Source organism: Dyella sp. EPa41 (assembly GCF_016586165.1).
In the GTDB taxonomy this organism is placed as follows: Bacteria; Pseudomonadota; Gammaproteobacteria; order Xanthomonadales; family Rhodanobacteraceae; genus Dyella.
In genome coordinates this window covers 23,499-36,445 of sequence record NZ_BCPR01000047.1, presented here as the reverse complement: position 1 = coordinate 36,445, position 12,947 = coordinate 23,499, and the positions used below count along the sequence as shown (strand labels likewise).

Below are 12,947 nucleotides of genomic sequence, written 5' to 3'. Positions count from 1 at the left end.
TTCGGCGACCATGAAGACCTCATCCTCATCCACAACATGGGCGCGGCCTGCTCGTACTGCACGCTGTGGGCGGATGGCTACAACGGCATCCACCAGCACGTCGTTTCGCGCGCGGGCTTCGTGGTCACCAGCCCCGATCGCCCCGGCGTCCAGAAGAAGTTCGCCGAAAGCCGCGGCTGGAAGTTCCCCATCGTGAGCCATGAAGGCACGGAATTCGCCGCCGACATGGGCTACGTGTCCAACAGCGGAGGATGGTTGCCGGGCGTGTCCGTGTTCCGGCGCGAAGGCGACGCCATCAAGCGTGTGTCCGACACCGGCTTCAGTCCCGGCGACGACTTCTGCTCGCTCTGGCACTTCTTCGACATGCTGCCGGGAGGCGTCGGCGACTGGCCGCATGTCGCGAAGAAGCCTTCGTGCTGTTCCAGCCATTGAGAGGAGGACGCGCCATGTGCCCGGCATGCATAGGAACCCTGCTGCTCGTACTCGGCGGTGCCGGTTCGGCGGGCGGCATTACCGCGGTGTCGTTGCGGACCTTGGGACGCAGGAAGAAAACCACCGCCACGGCCGAAAACCAGGCGCCGCAGCGCGGCAACGGTACGCGCGGCATGCCTGCCGTCCGCATGGACAGCCGTCCAAACGGAAGCTGAGCCTCACGCGCCCGCGGAGGCCAGCCGGCGAATCGCCTGCGGCGGCTGGCCGAAGGCACGCACGAAGGCACGGCGCATGCGCTCGCGATCGGCAAAGCCCGTTTCGCGAGCCACCACTTCGACGGGGTGGCGGCTCTGCTCCATCATCAGGCGCGCCGCTTCCACGCGCAGGTGTTCGATGGCCTTGGCGGGCGATTGCCCGGTTTCGGCGCGAAAACTGCGGCTGAACTGCCGTGGGCTCAGGTTCGCCACCGCCGCGAGCTCCTCGACCGACAGCCCGGACTGCAGGTGGCTTCTCGCGTAGCTCAACGCGCTCTGGATGCGGTCGGACTTGGGCTCCAGTTCCAGCAGCGCGGAGAACTGCGACTGGCCGCCTGCGCGCCGGTGGTACACCACCAGCTGTTGCGCGACGCCATGCGCCACTTCGGCGCCGTGGTCCTTTTCCACCATGGCCAGGGCGAGATCGATGCCCGCGCTCATGCCGGCGGACGTCCAGATGTCGCCGTCGATGATGAAGATGCGGTCGTCCTCCACTTTCACCGCCGGAAACCGCTGGCGCAGGTCGCGCGCGAGCAGCCAATGCGTGGTGGCGCGGCGTCCGTCGAGCAGCCCCGCCCCGGCGAGGATGAAAGCGCCCGTGCAGATGGACGCCATCCGTCGCGTGCTCCTGGCCGAGCGCCGCACGTAGGCGAGCAAACCGGGCGTGGTTTCGGGAATGCCGGTGCCGCCGCACACCAGCAAGGTGTCAAAGCGCTTGCGCGAGAACGGTTCGGTCTGCATCGCCATGCCGAGCGAACTGCCGGTCATGCCGCCCTGCTCCGATACGTGGCTGACGCGGTAGACGGTCTTCTCCAGGACGAGGTTGGCAAACTCGAACACCGAGGCGGCCGCCAGGCTCATGACCTGGAAGCCTGGAAAGACGACGAAACCGATGCGCTGCATGGGGGCCTCCGGACCAATGTCCTGAAACGTGGTATATACGACATTTAAGCCATTTCGACGCCGGCGTACAACAGGCGGCAAGGAAACCGGCATCCCGCCGGCCACTTGGAGCCTTGTTCATGAACACCCAACACCTCGGCACCGCCCTCGTTACCGGCGCGTCCTCCGGCATCGGCGCGGTCTACGCCGATCGCCTGGCGCGCCGCGGCTACGACCTGATCCTGGTCGCGCGCAATCGCGATCGTCTCAACCAGCTGGCGACGCGCCTCACCGACGCCACCGGGCGCTCGGTGCAGGTCTTTCCGGCCGACCTGAACAACAAGGCCGAACTGGCCAGGGTCGAAGACCTGCTGCGCAAGGACCAGAGCATCACCACGCTGGTGAACAACGCCGGCTTCGGCGCAGGCGCGCCGCTGCTCGACTCGGACATCGACACGATGGACGAGATGATCTCGCTCAACGTGACCGCGCTGACCCGCCTTACCCACGCGGCGGCACCGGGCTTTGTCGCGCGCGGCGGCGGCACCATCATCAACATCGCGTCGATCGTCGCGATTGCGCCCGAGCTGCTCAACGGCGTGTACGGCGGCACCAAGGCCTATGTGCTGGCTTTCAGCCAGTCGCTGCACCACGAACTGGCCGGCAAGGGCGTGCGCGTGCAGGCGGTGTTGCCGGGTGCCACGGCCACCGAATTCTGGGGCGTGGCCGGCGTGCCGATCGAACACCTGCCGACCCAGATCGTGATGAGCTCGGAGGACATGGTCGACGCCTCGCTGGCCGGACTCGACCAGGGCGAACTCGTGACCATCCCCGCACTGCCTGAAGCGGCCGAATGGGCGACCTTCGAAGGTGCGCGCAAGCAGCTGGCACCGAACCTTTCGCACGCCCAGCCCGCGGCTCGCTACGGTGTCGGGCGCAAACAGGTTGCCTGAGCGCTGACCGCTCGGGCCAGGAACGATGCGCTCCCTTCGGGGAGCGCATCGTGGTCAGGGCAGCGATACCGTTGCGACGAGTCCGCCGCCATCACGGCGGCTCAATTGCAGCTGCCCGCCGATGGAACTGGTCAACTGCGCGGCGATCGCCAAGCCAAGGCCCGAACCGCCCGTGCCGCGGTTGCGCGAAGCCTCCAGCCGGTAAAACGGCTGCAGCACGCGTTCGAGTTCTTGCTCGGGAATGCCCGGGCCGCGATCGGACACGGTGATGCACAACACGCCATGCGGATCGTGCTTGGCGCCGATCTCGGCCGAGCCGCCGTACTTGATCGCGTTGTCCACGAGGTTGCCGAGCACGCGCCGCAACGCCTGCGCGCGCACCGTGGGCGTGCCTTCGATGTTGCCGGACAACGACACCGGTTGCCCGACGTCCTGGTAGTCGAACGCGAGGCTTTCCAGGAAGGACCCGAGATTGATGCGCACCGGCGTTTCCGAGCCGCCATGCGCACTGCGCGCATAGGTCACGCCCTCGCGCACGAGATGTTCCATCTCGCGCAGGTCATCGAGCAGCTTGTTCTGCTCGGGCGATTCGTCCAGCGCCTCCACATGCAGGCGCATGCGCGTGATCGGCGTCTGCAGGTCATGCGAGATGGACGCGAGGATATGCAGGCGTTCCTTCAGGTGCTGGGCGATGCGGTCCTGCATGGTGTTGAACGCGCGGGCCGCGCGCGCCACTTCCGTGGGGCCGTCCTGCGGCATGCGCGGGCCGTCGGCGGTGGGCTTCATGGCGTCGGCCGCTTCGGCCAGCGTCGCCAGCGGGCGTGTCGCCAACCGCACGGCAAGCCACGTGCACAGCAGCAGCAATACCACCTGCAGCACGAACACGAACGGCAGCCAGGAAGCCACGGGTTTCATGCGTGGCGTGATCTCCAGCGTCAGCGGCGCGCCATCGTGCAGGGTGAAGTGCACCTGGTAGCGTTCCGGCGCCATGGAGATGGTGTTGCCGTACACGTGGTAATCGGGCCCGACTTCGCGGGCGATCATGCCGACCGCGCCCTTCGACCGCGGCGTCTCCAGCGTATGCCCCGGCTCGCCCGCGCCGAGGATGTAGAAGTAATTGTCGCGCTCCAGCCGGTTGAGCCAATGCGGCCGCTCCGGCGCCGGCAGCCGATCGAACACGGCGACGGAAGTGCCGACGTCGTGCTCCAGCGTGTTGAACATCACCGCCGTCGCGCTCTGCATGCGCTCGAAGTAAAGCAGCGCGAACGACAACCCCTGCGCCAGCATCAGCCCGGCGAAGATGATGACGTACAGGCGCGCGGCCATGCTGGGCGGCAGCCAGCTTCGGCGCGTGGCGGCGGATGCGTTCATGCGTCCGACCCGTGCACGGTCACCGGCATGCTGAACACATAGCCTTCGCTGCGCACGGTCTTGATGTAGGCCTGGTCCTTGGCGCCGTCGAGCAGGCGCTGGCGCAGGCGGCTCACCAGCAGGTCGATGGAGCGGTCGAACAGCTCCGCATCCCTGCCCTGCGTGAGGTTGAGCAGCTGGTCGCGCGAGAGCACGCGCTGCGGGTGATCGAGAAACACGCGCAGCAGGCGAAACTCCGCGCCGCTCAGCGATACCACCGTGCCGTCCTCGTCCAGCAGGTGCCGCGCCGTGGTGTCCAGTCGCCAGCGCCCGAACGAGATCGTCTCGCTGGTTTCGGTGACGCGCAGGTTGGGCGGCAGCATGCGCGTACGGCGGATCACCGCCTTGATGCGCGCCAGCAGTTCGCGGGGCGAGAACGGCTTGGTGACGTAGTCGTCCGCGCCCATTTCCAGGCCGATGATACGATCGGTTTCATCGTCGCGCGCCGTCAGCAGCACGACGGGCACGTGGCGATGCTTGCCGCCGCGCAGGTTGCGGCACAGCACCAGGCCATCGTCGCCCGGCATCATGATGTCGAGCACGACCAGGTCGAAGGCCGAGGTGTCCAGCTGCGCGAACATCTCCCGCCCATCGCTGGCCGGGGTGGCGCGCAGGCCGTTCTTGCGCAGGTAGTCGACGATGCCGGTGCGGATGCCGTGGTCGTCATCGACGACGAGGATGTGGTCGACATGTTCCATGCCGTCTCCGTGGGTTGGATGGCGTGCGGTGGGAATACGTCAGGCCTTGCCCAGCAGCTTGCGGACAGCGGCCTCGGTCTGCTCGTAGTTTCCCTCACCCACGTGGCGATACACCACCTGCCCGTTGCGGTCGATCAGGTAGATGGCCGGCCAGAACTGGTTGCCGTAGGCATTCCACACGCGGTTGTCGTTGTCCATGGCCACCGGATAGGTGATGCCCAGGCGATGGATGGCCGCCTTCAACGCCGCGGGGTCGCGTTCTTCGTCGTACTCGGGCGTGTGCACGCCGACCACGACCAGGCCATCGCCGGCGTACCGCTCATACAGCGCCTTGGTATGCGGCAGCACGTGGAGGCAGTTGATGCATTCGCGCGTCCAGAACTCCACCAGCACCACCTTGCCCTTCAGCTGATCCATCGACAACGGCGAAGAGTTGAACCAGCGCGTCGCGCCGTCGAAACCGGGGGCCGACGATGAGGCCACCGGCGTTCCGGCGTTGGCGACGCTGCCGGTGCCGGGCCAGGCGGCGAACAGTGCCGCCACGAGGGCGAGGGCGGCAGCGGCATAACGAAGGGAAATCATGGCGTGTCTCCAGGACATGAGGGGCGCCGCGGGATGTGCGGCGTATGCGCATTGGAACAACCCCGTTTATCCCGGGCATGTCGGCCCGGCCGGCTTTTTGTATCGCTTTGTAGCAGCAGCCCCGGTGCCCGCGACGCCTGGCCGGGGCGGGCTTGTATCGGAGTGTATCCACCACCCGCGGCTACACATTTCGACGCGTTTTGGCCCGTTGCGGGACACATCGGAGATACGCGCCGGCGGTTTCCTGGGCACACCGGCTGATCACCAGCCCGGACCCCATCTTCCCAAGGAAACCACCATGTCCAACAGCATCCTCTACACCGGCAAGACCCACACCACCGGCGGCCGCGACGGCCAGAGCCGCAGCGACGACGGCCGCCTCGACGTGAAGCTTTCGACGCCGGGTTCCAACGGCGCCGGCACCAATCCTGAGCAGCTGTTCGGCGCGGGCTGGTCGGCCTGCTTCATCGGCGCCATGAACCACGCGGCCCGCGCCCGCAAGATCGCCCTGCCCGCCGGCACCAGCGTGTCCGCCGAGATCGACCTGGGCAATGGCGAGACCGGCTACTTCCTGCAGGCGCGTCTCACCGTGGCGTTGCCGGGCCTCGACCGTGAGGTGGCGCAGTCGCTCATCGAAGCCGCGCACCAGACCTGCCCGTATTCCAAGGCGACACGCGGAAACATCGACGTCGCCTTCACGCTCGTCTGAAACCAGCCCTCCTCATCGCGCGGAAACCGCTGGTCGTCCTGTAACCGATCCCGTCCGGGCAGCGAAATACCCAAGGTGTCGCGGCCATCGCGACACCGCCCGGCCGCCGCCCCCACAGCCATTCCCCTGGAGCACACCATGAACATTCCTACGTCCACCACGATCTCCTCCGCTCGCAACCGCGCCATCAAGTCGCTGTGGCTCGGCGCCATGGCGCTCGCCGTCTCCGGCTTCGCCACCGCCCACGAGGCTGCGCCGCAGCCGGCGTCGACCACTTATCAGGCCGCGCTGCAGGCGAAGATCGTGCCGACCCAGGCACGCGATGAAGCGGCCAGCCGCAGCAACTGGAACGTGGACTATCCCTCGCAGCTGGCGCCGCAGCCGGTTCGCGTGGCAAGCAACGCGACCATCAACAAGGTGGCATCGACCGTGGACCAGGACGCGAATGAGCAGTTCTGAACAAGCGTCCATGCTTGCATCCGGCTAACCGGCCGGGGAGCGTTCCTTGTCCCCGGCCACGACGGATGCCACCAGGTCGATCGCAAGCGCCAATGCCATGGCCATCGCACCGATGACGAACAGGTCGCGATAGTCGCCACCGTTGTGCGCGAACAGGAACGACATGCCATAGGCCGCCATGGCCTGCAGCACGGCGAAGCTCGTGGTGGCCGCGCCCCAGGCGGTTTTCTGTTCCTGCGGATGATGCGGCAGCAGCTCGTGTACGCGCCCCAGCGCCAGTGGAACGATGCCCGGCGTGAAGGCACCGATCACCACGCTCGACAACATCAGCGCGAACTTGCCCAGGCCCAGGGCCGGCAGCAGCACGGCCACGGCCTCGACCAGAAACGCCAGGCGCAACGCCGGCGCGAATCCGGTCCGGTCGGCCAGATGCCCCGTGACCAAGGGCCCCATCACGGCGCCGATGCCAAACAGCACCCAGTACTGGGCACCCGCATGCAAACCCAGGCCGAGACCGTGCGCCACGAAATCGACCAGGAAAACCATGTGCGGCACCAGGCCCACGGCATTGAGCGCATAGCCGGCATAAAGCACGCGCAGCCTGCCGTTGCGATGCACAGGCACCTGCTGTCGCGCAGCGGCTTGCTGCACGCTGTCTTTCGGCCAGCTGCTCCATGAGGCAAGCGTAAGCAGCGCCGCCATCGCGCCGAGCCCCAGCCATGTCGCGGTCAAACCCTGGCGCAGCAGCAACGGCACCACCGTCCCCGAAAGCGCGATGCCCGCGCCCACGCCCATGAAGATGACACCGCCGGCGAGCCCACGGCGCGACGCCGGCACCAGCGGAAGCACGGTCGGCGCCGCCAGCACCATCAACACGCCGCCCGAAAGCCCGGAGGCAAAACGCCACGCAAAAAACCAGGCAAAGGACACCGGCATCGCGCACGCGAACAATGCCAGCGTGGCAAGCACCATCATCAGCCTGATGGCGTTCGCCGCCCGCAGTGAACGCGCCATGCGGCGCGCGAGGAGCGCACCGGCAAGATAGCCGGCCAGGTTGGCCGCCCCGAGATACGCCGCCGACGAAGCCGCGAACCAGTGGGCGTCGATGATGGCGGGCAACAGCGGCGTGTAGGCGAAGCGAGCCAGGCCGATGCCGACGAGACTGGCGCTGAAGCCGGCCAGTGTCGCGCGCCAGCCGGCGGATTGGGATGCATGCATGGAGGTGGTCTTGCGAGTCGAGGGAGATGCGTCCACGACTATTGCCCAGTCGCGGACAGGTACGGCTGACAGAAATCAGTTCTCGCGTGTGCTTCGCGGCCTTGCGTCGTGGCCGAGACGCACGATCCCGCCGCCTCGATCGAACAAGGCGGCGACACCCAAGGCGGCGCGCGTCAGGGTTTTCCGGCGCTTCGCTGCCTGCGGAACTCGGCGGCGGGCAAGCCGCCCCAGCCCCAGTTTTCCATCTCCACTTCGTCGATCACCACGAAGGTGGAGTCCAGCGGCTTGTTCAGCACCTGCAACAGCAACTCGCTGACGCCCTTGATCAGCGCCGCCTTTTCCTCGGGCGTGACGGCATGACGATCGGGTGCCGTGCCCTCGCGGGTGACCTTGATATTGACGAAAGGCATGGTGTCTCTCCGTTGGCTTCGGAGGGCGGGCGCGAACGCCCGCCCATGGATGGATCAGTGGCCGGCGCTCTGGCCGCCATCGACATGGAGGATCTCGCCCGTCACGAAGTTCGAGGTCTCGAGGAAGATCACGGCCTGCGCGACGTCGCCGATCTCGCCGATGCGATTGACCGGATGCAGGGCAGCGAGCCATTCGTGCGTCTCGGGTGCATGCATCGGCGTCTTGATCACGCCGGGCGATACGGCGTTCACGCGGATGCCGCGCTTGGCGTACTCGATGGCCAGCGACTTGGTGGCCGAGTTGAGGCCACCCTTGGTCAGCGAGGCAAGCACCGACGGCACGCCGTCGATCGCATGGTCGGCGAGGCTGGTGGTGACGTTCACCACGTGGCCGCTGCCCTGCTTCTCCATTTCGGTGATCGCGGCCTGGGTGATGTGGAAGAAGCCGTTGAGATTGACCGAGAGCGTGCTGGCGTAGTCTTCGGCGGTGTACGCCGTGAACGGCTTGGCCATGAAGACGCCGGCATTGTTCACCAGGGTGTCGATGCGGCCGAAACGCGCCACCGCCTCTGCCACGAGGCGCTTGGCCACCTCCGGATCGGCGACGTCGCCCGGCACCGCCAGGATGTCGGGATCGTTCGACGGCTTGATCGAACGCGAGTTCGCGACGACGCGATAGTCGCGATCGCGGAATGCCTGGACCAGCCCGGCACCGATGCCCTGCGAGGCGCCGGTGATCACTACCACTTTGCGTGCATTGTTCATGATGTGTTGACTCCGAAGATTCATGGATGTCGGCGTGATGCCGATCGGGCCGACAGGTCCGACGTCCGTCAATCTAGGCGTGCAACAGCGATTAGCGAATCCCTGCTATCCGGCAGACATTCTTCCGCGCCGCGTACGAATCGGCGCCGGTGGCGGTGCTTCCGGAGCGGGCGTGAGCGCCGCGAACTGGGCGCGAAGGCGCGGCAGCGCAAAATCCGCGAAGGCGCGCACCTTGGGCACCGCCAGCCGCCCGAAGGGCGACACGAGATTCACCGGTATGGGCGCGGGCTCCGCATCCGCCAGCACGATGCGCAGGTCGCCACGGTTTATTTCCGGCGCCACGTGGTACGACAACAGCCGCGACACGCCATGGCCATCCACCACCGAGGAGATCGCGCCGCGCACGTTGTTGATCACCAGCCGTGGCGTGAACGAGACCGAGCGCGGCACGGACGAACCTTCCGGCGGCGGGAAGCTCCATGAATCCTGGCCCATGTGCGCCATGGTCACGATCGCGTGCTTGGCGAGGTCAGCCGGTTCCTTGATGTGCGGATGCGTCGCCAGGTAACGCGGTGAAGCCACCACCACGCGGCGCACTTCGCCGATGCGATGCGCAACCAGCGTGGAATCGGCCAGGTGCGTGATGCGTAGGGCGAGGTCCATGCCTTCGTCGATCAGGTTCACCGCCCGCTCCAGCATGTACATGCGCACGCCGACCGTGGGGTACTCGTCCATGAACGCATCGACGATGGGACGCAGGATTTCCACGCCGGCAAACACGGTGGACGTGATGGTCAGCGTGCCGCGCGGCACGGAACGCTCGCCGGCGGCGTTGCGATCGGCCTCCTCGAGGTCCGCCAATACCCTCCGGCAAGCCGTCGCATAACGTTCACCGGCTTCGCTCAACTTGAGCGAACGCGTGGTCCGGTGCAGCAACGGCACGCCCACGTGCTCCTCGAGGAATGCGATGGCGCGGCTCACGGCCGCGGCCGAACGGCCGGTCTTTCGACTCGCCCCGGCGAGGCTGCCTTCATCGAGTGCCGCGACAAAGACTTTCATGGCATCGAGACGATCCATAGGCGACGGCTCTCGTGGCGACGTGAGGTGATCCGCGCCAGGCGACGCGGCAACGCCGCGATTTCACCACTCCGGGAACGGGCCGTCGAGCACTCCTGCTCCACGCGTACGGTACGTTCGCTTCGGCTGCTCAGGAACCCATCGACTGCCTGCCCGCGGATGCCTGCTCGTCCACGATCCGTCGCGCCAATGCGGCCGGCATGCCGCCGCCGATATCGAGCTGCTGGTCCGCCAGGGCGGCGACGCCGGGCCGATGCGACACCACGATGAGGATGGTGTGCGAAAGCCGTGCCTTCAACGCCGACAGCACGCGCAGTTCCGAAGTGGCATCCAGCGCGCTGGTCGCCTCGTCCAGCAAGGCGATGTAAGGCTGCCGCAATATCACCTGCGCGAGCAGCAGGCGCTGCAGCTCGCCGCCGGACAGGCGGCTGGACGAGCTGTGCAGATCGGTGTCGAGGCCCTGGCGCGAGATGGACAGTCGCTGGTCCAGCCCCACGTCTTTCAGCACCCGATGCAGGGCCTCGTCGCTGGCGGCCGGATCGGCCCAATGCAGGCACTCGCGCACGGTGCGCTGCCATGGCCGCACGCTCTGGCTTACATAAGCGCTGTTGCGCACGCGCTGGCGATACGCATCGAAGTCGATCTCGTGTCCGCCCACGCGCGCCGCGAAGACCTGCGGCGCGGCCATGCCCGCCAGCGCATCGACCAGGCTGCTCTTGCCGATGCCCGAGTCGCCGGAGACCAGCGTCATCTCGCCAGGGATCAAGGCGAGCTGCTCGACCAGGATGCCGGGGATCGGAGGTTCCACGCGCAGGCGTTCGATATGCAACGCGTCGCGGCGCACGCTCGACGGCGTCGCGGGCGTGGACGCAAGCGCCGGCGACATGCGCATGTAGCGCTCCCGCAGTTCGAGCGCGGGGCCGGCCGAGCGCAACTGCTGGAAGCTCTGGCGCGTGGAAACGAGGTAAGGCAGCAGCCGGCCGAGCAGGAGGCACACCGCGATGACCGATGCCTGGTCCACGCCATGCCAGCGCTGCGCCAGCAGGAAGATCGCGGTGATCGCCGCCGCGGCCAGCCATTCCAGCACGAGGCGGCCGCTCGCCACGAGTTCGAGCTGGCGACGATACCCCTGCCCGAGCCGCGCGGACACGTCGGCATAGCTGGCCTTTTCCGCGTCTTCACGCCCGAACGAACGCACGTGGCGTAGGCGGCGGGGAAAATCCTCGCTGTGCCAGAACAGGCGCGTCATGTCCGCCACGTACTGGCGGGCCACTTCCGATTGCTCGCGCCCGAACAGGCGCGACGCCAGCAGCCCCACCCCGGCCAGCAGCGGCGCCGCCAATGCGAGCGGCGGCGATACCCACAGGGCGAGACCCAGGCTGACGGCGCAGGTGAGGCCGGCGAGCAGCAACTGTTGCAGGGCGCTCAGGCCTTGCACGATGACCTCGACGTTGTGCGTGAGCACGTTGGCGATCTCGGCCGAGGTGGCATCGGCCAGTGAGCCCAACGACGCGCCGATGAGGCGCGCATGCACCTGCCGGCGCAAGCGCATGCCGTAGGCGCTGATCTGGCGCGCACCGCATCGCGCGGCCTGCCAGCGCAACAGCGCGAAGCTGCCCATGGCGATGGCGAACACCGCGATACGCATCCCCATGCCGCCATCCAGGCCCGGCACGTGCGTCGCGATGGGCCATGCATGATCCGGCTGGATCAAGGGCACCAGGGCGACGGCCGCGATGCCGCCGGCCAACGCCGCGGCAAGCGACAACGCGACGTAGATGCCCAGGCCGACCGTGTCCGCCCGCGTAAGCGAGGCCCATACCAGTCGCCAGCTGTCGTGGGCACGGTCGTTCGACCGCGCTGGAGGAACTGCCATGCTCATTCACCCGCGTTGCCAGACAACGGCCTGCCCGATACACGCCCCGGGCTGGCGTATCGGGCAACCATGGCGGTGAGTGCCTGCCAGGGGCGAAACGGTTGCCTTGCGCGTCAGGCGAGCAGGGTCAGCAAGGCATCGACGGAGGCCTGGGGATGCACGCCGCGATGCAACTCGTAGGCGCCCCGCTCCACCATGCGCTGCTGGAAGCCCTGCCAGCCGGGCTGGCCGCTTGCGTACGGCTGGTCTCCCACCAGCCTCGCAGCGATGGCATCGGCAGGCATGGCGCGCAGCAGTCGGCCCGGATCGCTTGCCGGCTGGCCCGATACGAATACGGCGCCGATCAACTCGAGCGGACCGGTGGCATGCGGAACGGGGGCACGCCGCAGATCCGCTTCGTGTTTCTCCACGCCGCTGCGGCGCCGGATCACCGGCGCGCCGCGAATCCACGACTGCACGGCGCCATCGTCGACGAAGCCGAGTGCATCGTCCTTCACGTGGAGAAAGTTGGCGACGCCGGTGGCGCAGAGGCTCGCCGGCTCGACGAAAACCGCGTCTTCCGCGAGAAAATCCAGCCCGCGCAGCAGGCTGTGCAAGGCCAGGGTGGACTTGCCCGCGCCACTGGCCCCGAGCAACAGCAGGCCGCGGCCATGCAGGCCCACGCAGGCGCCGTGCAAGGGCACCAGGCCCAACCGGCGCGTCGCCAGGGTGAACACCGCGAACTCGATGAGTTCGTAGCGCAGGTGGTAGGGGTTGGCCAGCATGTCGCGCGAAGCGACCACCAGGGCCCTGCCCTGCTGCGGCGACATCACGACGTAATTGCACTCGTCCATCACGCCACACAGCAGGCCTGCTCCCGACTGCGCACGCACCATCGGCGGCTCGCCGGCACCCTGCCCCGCGCGGCCCGGCAGCAAACGCAGTTCGATATGGAACTGTGGTGCGGATACCGGCAGGCGGTGCGCCGGCAGGCCCGCATAGGCAAGCCGGACCAGGTGCAGCAGCTCGGGGCTGTCGCTTTCGAAACGGAAATCGCCACCCAGCGCGTGGACGCGTACGACCTCGCGCTCGCCGGTCCGCTCCAGGAACGGATCGAGGCTGGTTTCGCCGAGGTCGGAAAGAGAAGAAATGGCCATGGATGCGGGGAGAAGAGCCCGGCCATGTGATAGCACATCGCCACCCGTACGGACATCCAAATATTTTTTGCCGCGCAGGCAACCCC

At 67.3% G+C, this 12,947-nt stretch carries 15 protein-coding genes; 5 read left to right on the top strand and 10 right to left on the bottom strand.

The window, feature by feature from the left end; translation table 11 throughout:
- The coding region (locus JMF82_RS14875; protein ID WP_201315341.1) for a DUF899 family protein at positions 1 to 432 on the top strand (432 nt) is incomplete at its 5' end.
- Between the two features lie 14 nt (positions 433 to 446).
- On the top strand, positions 447 to 647 hold the full coding sequence (locus tag JMF82_RS14870; protein WP_201315340.1) for a hypothetical protein: 201 nt from the start codon (positions 447 to 449) through the stop codon (positions 645 to 647).
- Between the two features lie 3 nt (positions 648 to 650).
- On the opposite strand, the gene JMF82_RS14865 is transcribed toward JMF82_RS14870, so the two are convergent.
- Positions 651 to 1,589 (bottom strand): GlxA family transcriptional regulator, encoded by a 939-nt coding sequence (locus JMF82_RS14865; RefSeq protein WP_201315339.1) that lies wholly within the window; start codon positions 1,587 to 1,589, stop codon positions 651 to 653.
- A 119-nt stretch (positions 1,590 to 1,708) separates the two neighbouring features.
- On the opposite strand from JMF82_RS14865, the gene JMF82_RS14860 reads away from it, so the two are divergent.
- A complete protein-coding gene (locus JMF82_RS14860) occupies positions 1,709 to 2,521 on the top strand; it encodes an SDR family oxidoreductase (RefSeq protein WP_201315338.1) in 813 nt (270 codons plus the stop codon).
- A 54-nt stretch (positions 2,522 to 2,575) separates the two neighbouring features.
- Here JMF82_RS14860 and JMF82_RS14855 read toward each other — a convergent pair whose 3' ends face one another.
- From JMF82_RS14855 to JMF82_RS14845, 3 genes are read right to left on the bottom strand one after another with little or no spacing between them, the layout of a single operon-like run.
- The gene (locus tag JMF82_RS14855) at positions 2,576 to 3,892 is read right to left on the bottom strand and encodes a HAMP domain-containing sensor histidine kinase (protein WP_201315337.1); all 1,317 of its coding nucleotides are present in this window, start codon (positions 3,890 to 3,892) and stop codon (positions 2,576 to 2,578) included.
- The gene (locus tag JMF82_RS14850; protein ID WP_201315336.1) at positions 3,889 to 4,629 is read right to left on the bottom strand and encodes a response regulator; all 741 of its coding nucleotides are present in this window, start codon (positions 4,627 to 4,629) and stop codon (positions 3,889 to 3,891) included. The genes JMF82_RS14855 and JMF82_RS14850 overlap by 4 nt, the downstream gene beginning before the upstream one ends.
- Before the next feature lie 39 nt (positions 4,630 to 4,668).
- On the bottom strand, positions 4,669 to 5,211 hold the full coding sequence (locus JMF82_RS14845) for a redoxin family protein (RefSeq protein ID WP_201315335.1): 543 nt from the start codon (positions 5,209 to 5,211) through the stop codon (positions 4,669 to 4,671).
- Between the two features lie 298 nt (positions 5,212 to 5,509).
- Here JMF82_RS14845 and JMF82_RS14840 point away from each other — a divergent pair, with 298 nt between their 5' ends.
- Positions 5,510 to 5,920, top strand: a complete 411-nt coding sequence (locus JMF82_RS14840; RefSeq protein WP_201315334.1) for an organic hydroperoxide resistance protein — start codon at positions 5,510 to 5,512, stop codon at positions 5,918 to 5,920.
- 138 nt (positions 5,921 to 6,058) lie between these two features.
- The gene (locus tag JMF82_RS14835; protein ID WP_201315333.1) at positions 6,059 to 6,379 is read left to right on the top strand and encodes a hypothetical protein; all 321 of its coding nucleotides are present in this window, start codon (positions 6,059 to 6,061) and stop codon (positions 6,377 to 6,379) included.
- 24 nt (positions 6,380 to 6,403) lie between these two features.
- Here the strand turns inward: JMF82_RS14835 and JMF82_RS14830 are convergent, their stop codons facing one another.
- The 6 genes from JMF82_RS14830 to JMF82_RS14805 all read right to left on the bottom strand — a co-directional run bounded on the left by JMF82_RS14830 (position 6,404) and on the right by JMF82_RS14805 (position 12,861).
- Complete coding sequence (locus JMF82_RS14830; protein WP_201315332.1) at positions 6,404 to 7,597, bottom strand: YbfB/YjiJ family MFS transporter; 1,194 nt, start codon at positions 7,595 to 7,597, stop codon at positions 6,404 to 6,406.
- A gap of 173 nt (positions 7,598 to 7,770) precedes the next feature.
- Positions 7,771 to 8,007, bottom strand: coding sequence for a 4-oxalocrotonate tautomerase family protein (locus JMF82_RS14825; RefSeq protein ID WP_201315331.1), 237 nt, complete (start codon positions 8,005 to 8,007; stop codon positions 7,771 to 7,773).
- Between the two features lie 54 nt (positions 8,008 to 8,061).
- Positions 8,062 to 8,772 carry an SDR family oxidoreductase gene (locus JMF82_RS14820; protein ID WP_201315330.1) on the bottom strand — a complete coding sequence of 237 codons (711 nt, stop codon included), beginning with the start codon at positions 8,770 to 8,772 and terminating at the stop codon, positions 8,062 to 8,064.
- Between the two features lie 105 nt (positions 8,773 to 8,877).
- Positions 8,878 to 9,831, bottom strand: coding sequence for a LysR family transcriptional regulator (locus JMF82_RS14815; RefSeq protein ID WP_236585492.1), 954 nt, complete (start codon positions 9,829 to 9,831; stop codon positions 8,878 to 8,880).
- Positions 9,832 to 9,979: 148 nt separating this feature from the next.
- Entirely contained in the window at positions 9,980 to 11,725 is a 1,746-nt protein-coding gene (locus JMF82_RS14810) for an ABC transporter ATP-binding protein (RefSeq protein ID WP_201315328.1), read from the bottom strand.
- Between the two features lie 113 nt (positions 11,726 to 11,838).
- Positions 11,839 to 12,861 (bottom strand): serine kinase, encoded by a 1,023-nt coding sequence (locus JMF82_RS14805; protein WP_201315327.1) that lies wholly within the window; start codon positions 12,859 to 12,861, stop codon positions 11,839 to 11,841.
- Between the last annotated feature and the right edge of the window lie 86 nt (positions 12,862 to 12,947).

Excerpts from the sequence above, each read along its gene's own strand:
- JMF82_RS14870 (WP_201315340.1), top strand. The coding sequence starts at position 447 with ATGTGCCCGGCATGCATAGGAACCCTGCTGCTCGTACTCGGCGGTGCC.
- JMF82_RS14865 (WP_201315339.1), bottom strand. The coding sequence starts at position 1,589 with ATGCAGCGCATCGGTTTCGTCGTCTTTCCAGGCTTCCAGGTCATGAGC.
- JMF82_RS14860 (WP_201315338.1), top strand. The coding sequence starts at position 1,709 with ATGAACACCCAACACCTCGGCACCGCCCTCGTTACCGGCGCGTCCTCC.
- JMF82_RS14855 (WP_201315337.1), bottom strand. The coding sequence starts at position 3,892 with ATGAACGCATCCGCCGCCACGCGCCGAAGCTGGCTGCCGCCCAGCATG.
- JMF82_RS14850 (WP_201315336.1), bottom strand. The coding sequence starts at position 4,629 with ATGGAACATGTCGACCACATCCTCGTCGTCGATGACGACCACGGCATC.
- JMF82_RS14845 (WP_201315335.1), bottom strand. The coding sequence starts at position 5,211 with ATGATTTCCCTTCGTTATGCCGCTGCCGCCCTCGCCCTCGTGGCGGCA.
- JMF82_RS14840 (WP_201315334.1), top strand. The coding sequence starts at position 5,510 with ATGTCCAACAGCATCCTCTACACCGGCAAGACCCACACCACCGGCGGC.
- JMF82_RS14835 (WP_201315333.1), top strand. The coding sequence starts at position 6,059 with ATGAACATTCCTACGTCCACCACGATCTCCTCCGCTCGCAACCGCGCC.
- JMF82_RS14830 (WP_201315332.1), bottom strand. The coding sequence starts at position 7,597 with ATGCATGCATCCCAATCCGCCGGCTGGCGCGCGACACTGGCCGGCTTC.
- JMF82_RS14825 (WP_201315331.1), bottom strand. The coding sequence starts at position 8,007 with ATGCCTTTCGTCAATATCAAGGTCACCCGCGAGGGCACGGCACCCGAT.
- JMF82_RS14820 (WP_201315330.1), bottom strand. The coding sequence starts at position 8,772 with ATGAACAATGCACGCAAAGTGGTAGTGATCACCGGCGCCTCGCAGGGC.
- JMF82_RS14815 (WP_236585492.1), bottom strand. The coding sequence starts at position 9,831 with ATGAAAGTCTTTGTCGCGGCACTCGATGAAGGCAGCCTCGCCGGGGCG.
- JMF82_RS14810 (WP_201315328.1), bottom strand. The coding sequence starts at position 11,725 with ATGGCAGTTCCTCCAGCGCGGTCGAACGACCGTGCCCACGACAGCTGG.
- JMF82_RS14805 (WP_201315327.1), bottom strand. The coding sequence starts at position 12,861 with ATGGCCATTTCTTCTCTTTCCGACCTCGGCGAAACCAGCCTCGATCCG.